The 5,162-nt window shown below is 64.5% G+C and carries 7 protein-coding genes and 1 pseudogene; 5 read left to right on the top strand and 3 right to left on the bottom strand.

From position 1 onward, the window contains the following. The first annotated feature begins 96 nt into the window (after nt 1-96). Together Q8R73_RS13045 and Q8R73_RS13040 are read left to right on the top strand one after the other, a co-directional pair. A complete protein-coding gene (locus Q8R73_RS13045) occupies nt 97-360 on the top strand; it encodes a hypothetical protein (RefSeq protein ID WP_305719959.1) in 264 nt (87 codons plus the stop codon). A gap of 27 nt (nt 361-387) precedes the next feature. After that, on the top strand, nt 388-639 hold the full coding sequence (locus Q8R73_RS13040; protein ID WP_305719958.1) for a hypothetical protein: 252 nt from the start codon (nt 388-390) through the stop codon (nt 637-639). A 36-nt stretch (nt 640-675) separates the two neighbouring features. Here Q8R73_RS13040 and Q8R73_RS13035 read toward each other — a convergent pair whose 3' ends face one another. Then, nucleotides 676-1,833, bottom strand: coding sequence for an epoxide hydrolase family protein (locus Q8R73_RS13035; RefSeq protein ID WP_305719957.1), 1,158 nt, complete (start codon nt 1,831-1,833; stop codon nt 676-678). A gap of 89 nt (nt 1,834-1,922) precedes the next feature. Continuing rightward, nucleotides 1,923-2,612 (bottom strand): GGDEF domain-containing protein, encoded by a 690-nt coding sequence (locus Q8R73_RS13030; protein ID WP_305719956.1) that lies wholly within the window; start codon nt 2,610-2,612, stop codon nt 1,923-1,925. A gap of 151 nt (nt 2,613-2,763) precedes the next feature. Here Q8R73_RS13030 and purE point away from each other — a divergent pair, with 151 nt between their 5' ends. Next, nucleotides 2,764-3,252 (top strand): 5-(carboxyamino)imidazole ribonucleotide mutase, encoded by a 489-nt coding sequence (gene purE, locus Q8R73_RS13025; RefSeq protein ID WP_305719955.1) that lies wholly within the window; start codon nt 2,764-2,766, stop codon nt 3,250-3,252. Continuing rightward, a complete protein-coding gene (locus tag Q8R73_RS13020; protein WP_305719954.1) occupies nt 3,249-4,349 on the top strand; it encodes a 5-(carboxyamino)imidazole ribonucleotide synthase in 1,101 nt (366 codons plus the stop codon). The genes purE and Q8R73_RS13020 overlap by 4 nt, the downstream gene beginning before the upstream one ends. Here Q8R73_RS13020 and Q8R73_RS13015 read toward each other — a convergent pair. Further along, nucleotides 4,321-4,539 (bottom strand): annotated as a pseudogene (locus Q8R73_RS13015) (hypothetical protein); the annotation flags it as partial. The gene Q8R73_RS13020 and the pseudogene Q8R73_RS13015 overlap by 29 nt on opposite strands. A 247-nt stretch (nt 4,540-4,786) precedes the next feature. Between Q8R73_RS13015 and rpsU the strand changes: the two are divergent. Continuing rightward, a complete protein-coding gene (gene rpsU, locus Q8R73_RS13010) occupies nt 4,787-5,092 on the top strand; it encodes a 30S ribosomal protein S21 (protein ID WP_305719953.1) in 306 nt (101 codons plus the stop codon). Nucleotides 5,093-5,162 lie beyond the last annotated feature (70 nt).

The raw sequence follows: 5,162 nt of genomic DNA, 5'->3' as shown, positions 1-5,162 counted from the left end.
CAAAACTGATCGTGAAAACCTAAGCAGACCTTGACTCCAATAGAACAAAATAGGAACATTTCCTGGCGCCCCCTCGTCAGCTCAGGAAATCCCTCGATGTCCAACACCGCCCCACTGCCCGACTTCGATCGTTACGAACAGGCCTGCGACCAGGCCATCGCGATGTGTGACGGAAACCTGCGCAGCACGATCAAGGCGTTGATCATGGCGAACGAATATCTGGAAACCGAGTTGCAGGAGTTGCAGGCGGCGATCTCGTCCGGCCGCGAGCCGTCCGTAGCGCTCGCAAGCGAGGCGGCGTCCGGTTCGCGTGAGGAAACCGCGTCAAGAGCAGCCCATGCCAACAGCGACGCCGCCTGACCGAGCGACCAAACCTGGAGCAGCACGATGGCCGATGTCACCTATTACGTCGCAATGCCGTTTCTGCAGGACGACACCGGTTCGCCGGTCGCGGGGGCTGCGGAAGAATGCCAGAGCTCTTCAGGCGCGCTGCGGCGCGCGGAGGTGCTGTCCAGGACCGCCGGCTCGATCGGTGCGGTCGCGTTCAGCCGCACCGGCGACCCGATGATCGGTGAATTTGGCGATGCGCAACTGCTGCGAAAATTCGGCAGCGTACCGGATGATCTGAGCGGGCTTTGAATTCGCTCCCTTCTCGGTCCAGACATCATCTTGGCATTACCGGAGTTCCCGGAAGAAGTCGCGCACCTCATCGGCGAGCAGCTCCGGCTGCTCCAGCGCGGCGAAATGACCGCCCCTGGGCATGATGCTCCAGCGCCTGATATCCGTGAACACCCGTGCCGCGGCCGGGCGCGGCGGCCTGACGATTTCGCGCGGGAATTCCGCGTAGCCGGTGGGCACCGAAATCGTTGCGCCGGCGGGGAAGATCGCCGAGCCGTGCAGCCGCGCATAATACGGCCAGAACGACGAGCCGATTGCCCCGGTGAACCAGTAAAGCGCAATGTTCGCGAGCATGCGGTCGCGACCAATCGCGCGCTCGACATCGCCTTCGCAATCGGACCAGGCGCGGAATTTCTCCACGATCCACGCTGCCAGTCCGGCAGGCGAATCCGTCAGACCGAAGGCCAGCGTCTGCGGACGGGTGCCCTGAATCGACTGATAACCGCTCTCCTCGCGCATCCACTGTGCGAGTTCGCTGAGGTAACGCCGCTCCTCCTCGTTAGGATTGGGAAAGGCGGAGGCATCGCGGCCCGCGGCCATCATCAGATTGATATGAATCCCGATCATGCGGTCGGCATAGGCATAGCCGAGCCGGCTGGTGACCGCGGCACCCCAATCGCCCCCTTGCGCGCCGAAACGGCCGTATCCCAGCACGTCGTGCATGAGGGCGGCAACGCAATCCGCCATTTCAGGAACGCCGAACCGCTTCTGCCCAGCTTGAAACGAAAGGCCGTATCCGGGCAATGAAGGCGCCACCACGGTAAAGGCGTCGCGCGCGTCGCCACCGAAACGCGCCGGGTCGGTGAGCCGCGGGATGATATCGAGAAACTCGAATACCGAGCCCGGCCAGCCGTGCAGCAGAAGCAGAGGCATCGGGTCCGGCCCGACACCGGGCACCTGCAAATAGTGAAGATCGATGCCCTCGAGCGGGACGCGGAATTGCGGAAAGACGTTCAGCGCGGCTTCCTCGGCGCGCCAGTCGAATGTATCGCGCCAGTAGTCGGTGAGCTGGCGGAGATAAGCGACATCGGTGCCATAGGCCCAGGCTTCGCCGGGCGCCTGGTCGGGGAAACGGGTGCGGGCGAGACGGCCGCGGAGGTCGGCGATGTCGGCGTCCGGGATATGAAGTGCAAAGGGGGTGGGTTTGGTGGCCATGTTCCTGCTCGGCAGTTGGACAGACCGCCAGCTTCTAGAAACCCCCGTCGCTCGTCCAGCGGCGGCATCGGCCTGCCGGAAAACCGTCGCTACGCCTCATGCCGCCGCTGCGCCTTGCGCACATACATCGCACTATCGGCTTGTTCCATCGCGCGGCCGGCCTCGGCATTCGGGCCGAGGATCGCCACGCCGGCGGAAGCGCCCGCGGTCACCCTGCGGCCGCGAAAGGTGAATGCCAGCTGGTCGATGGCTTGCTCCAGCGCCGCCGCCTTGGCCCTCGCGTCGGTTTCGCTCAGGTTCCACAGCAGGAGGGCGAATTCGTCACCGCCGAGCCGTCCGACCACGTCGGACGAGCGGATCTGGCGCAACAGCACCGCCACGATCGACTTGAGCACCTGATCGCCCGCGGCATGCCCGAATGCGTCGTTGATGGGCTTCAAGCGGTCGACGTCGAGCACGATCAGCGCGCCGCTGGCATGATAACGCTTGATATAGGCGATCGAGCGATGAAGCTCGCGCTCGAAGCCGCGCCGGTTGGGAATATCCAGCAGGAAGTCGATATCCGCCGAAGCCTCCAGCTCCGCGATTCGCGCCTGCGCCCTGGCCAGCTGGCTCCTCAGCCGCCTTACCGACCGCTTGGCGTCATCGGGCGGCGCGGCGGTTGGCCGCGGCGACGCCGCCGCCTTCGCCGGCCGGGCGCGCTTCGGCGCAGCCTTCGCCACACCCGCCTTGCGGCGTTTCGCCGGGGCTGGAGCGGTCGCTTTGGTTTTCTTTTTCATGGGGCATCCCTGATCAAGGCTTGCCGGAATTCACCAAGACAGGATAGTCCATTCCGGACCCCTTGCCACGGCATGGCCAGACCTTGGCCAGACCTCGGGCCGCCCCTATAATCCGGCCCATGCTTTTGGATTCCCGCAAAGAATTGACCTTATGACCGCCCCTGTCGCCATTATCATGGGAAGCCAGTCGGACTGGGAAACCATGCGCCATGCCGCCGACACGCTTGCCGCGCTCGGGATTCCAAGCGAACAGCGCATTGTGTCGGCGCACCGAACCCCGGACCGGCTGTTCGCCTTTGCCAGAGGGGCCAAGGCGGCCGGCTTCAAGATCATTATCGCCGGCGCCGGCGGCGCCGCTCACTTGCCGGGCATGGCCGCGTCGCTGACGGAACTTCCGGTGTTCGGCGTTCCCGTCGAGTCCAAGGCGTTATCCGGGGTTGATTCGCTCTATTCCATCGTTCAGATGCCCGCGGGCGTTCCGGTCGGAACGCTGGCGATCGGCAAGCCCGGAGCGATCAACGCCGCCCTTCTCGCCGCCAGCGTGCTCGCGCTGAACGACCCGGCGCTGTCAGCCAGACTGGCCGGCTGGCGCAAGGCCCAGTCCGAGGCGGTAGCCGAGCGCCCGGAGGGATCTGCGTGACGGCCTCCCATCAGGTGAAGCTGAAGCCCGGCGACACCATCGGAATTCTCGGCGGCGGACAATTGGGCCGGATGCTGGCGATGGCGGCGGCGCGTCTCGGGCTGCGCTGCCAGGTTTTTTCGCCGGACCCGGATTCGCCGGCCTTCGACGTGGTCCTGAACGCAACCTGCGCGGAGTATGCCGATGTCGAGGCGCTGGAGTTGTTCGCCAACGACGTCGACGTCATCACCTACGAATTCGAGAATGTGCCGGCCGCCACCGCGATGGTGCTGGCAGCGCGCCGGCCGGTCTTGCCAACGCAAAAAATCCTGGAAACCACCCAGGACCGGCTGATCGAAAAGGATTTTATCAGCAGGCTCGGCATCGGCGTCGCCGACTACGCCGATGTATCCTCGGTCGATAGCCTGCGCACCGCGATCGCGCGCATTGGCCTGCCCGCGGTGATAAAGACCCGCCGCTTCGGCTATGACGGCAAGGGCCAGGCGATCATTCGCGACGGCGACGATATCGGCCAGGTTTGGGAAAACCTCGCCACCCGATCCGCAATCCTCGAGGCATTCGTTCCGTTTGAGCGGGAGATCTCGGTGATCGCCGCCCGCTCGGCCGATGGCCAGGTCGAATGCTTCGACGTCACCGAGAACGAACATCGCGACCACATCCTGAAAACCTCGCGTGCGCCGGCCGCTATCCCGGAAGGGCTGGCGGCGCAGGCCCGGGGCATTGCCGAGAAGATCGCACATGCGCTGGATTATGTCGGCGTGCTCGCGGTCGAGATGTTCGTGGTGCAAGGAACGGGCGAAGCAACGGTTCTGGTCAACGAGATAGCACCGCGCGTGCACAATTCCGGACACTGGACGCTGGACGGGGCATCGATTTCGCAGTTCGAGCAGCATATCCGCGCCATTGCCGGCTGGCCGCTCGGCAAGCCGGTGCGTCACGGCCCGGTCACCATGACCAACCTGATCGGCGACGATATCAACGACTACGAGCAGTGGCTGACCGTGCCCGGCGCCACCGTGCATCTCTACGGCAAGGGCCCGGCGCGGGCAGGCCGCAAGATGGGCCATGTCACGCAGGTATTTGGGCCCAAAGAATAGCGGCCTGACGCCCCGGCTGGGTCGGCGTGCGGCGATCGACAACGCCGGCAGGCTCGTCGCTGAGCCAGCGATAAATCACGCCGCCGGGCACGCCACCGATCAGGGGCGCCACCAGAACAGCCAGAGCTGCGCCACTTGCCCAGCCGCCGACGAACAGCGCCGGTTTGGTGTTGCGCGCCGGATTGACCGCCTGGCGGCACGGCCCTCGTCGTAACGATCAGCCCGAACGCTAAAGGCGTGCTGAAGGCTGGGAACCACGTTTTTTGCGCTTGTATCCCGAGTTATTCGGGCCATTTTCGACATTAATCCGGCTTCCCGCAGGTGGACATTGCCGGCATTGTCTGGTACATCCGCGCGCTCAGGGCTAAAGGCTTGGCCTTTCGCCAGCCCCTCGCTTTACCAGAATTCAAATCCGATCAATTGAAAGAGGATGCCGCGTGCAGGTTCTCGTTCGCGATAACAATGTCGATCAAGCCCTCAAGGCGCTGAAGAAGAAGATGCAGCGCGAGGGCATCTTCCGCGAGATGAAGCTCCGCGGCCATTACGAAAAGCCCTCCGAGAAGAAGGCCCGTGAAAAGGCCGAAGCCGTGCGTCGTGCGCGCAAACTTGCCCGCAAGAAGCTGCAGCGCGAGGGCCTGCTGCCGATGAAGCCGAAGCCGGTGTTTGGCGCCGGTCCCGGCGCAGAACGCGGTGGTGCCGGCGGTCGTGGCGGCCCGGGCACCGGTCCGCGTGGACCGCGCTGACTCGTCGCACATATTTTGAGCCGAAAACGCGGGCCTTTGGGTCCGCGTTTTTTTTGACCATGCATATTAC

It is taken from the genome of Bradyrhizobium sp. (assembly GCF_030697065.1).
Lineage (GTDB): Bacteria > Pseudomonadota > Alphaproteobacteria > Rhizobiales > Xanthobacteraceae > Bradyrhizobium.
This window is presented reverse-complemented; position numbering and strand designations above follow the sequence as displayed.

Excerpts from the sequence above, each read along its gene's own strand:
- Q8R73_RS13040 (WP_305719958.1), top strand. The coding sequence starts at position 388 with ATGGCCGATGTCACCTATTACGTCGCAATGCCGTTTCTGCAGGACGAC.
- Q8R73_RS13030 (WP_305719956.1), bottom strand. The coding sequence starts at position 2,612 with ATGAAAAAGAAAACCAAAGCGACCGCTCCAGCCCCGGCGAAACGCCGC.
- Q8R73_RS13045 (WP_305719959.1), top strand. The coding sequence starts at position 97 with ATGTCCAACACCGCCCCACTGCCCGACTTCGATCGTTACGAACAGGCC.
- Q8R73_RS13035 (WP_305719957.1), bottom strand. The coding sequence starts at position 1,833 with ATGGCCACCAAACCCACCCCCTTTGCACTTCATATCCCGGACGCCGAC.
- purE (WP_305719955.1), top strand. The coding sequence starts at position 2,764 with ATGACCGCCCCTGTCGCCATTATCATGGGAAGCCAGTCGGACTGGGAA.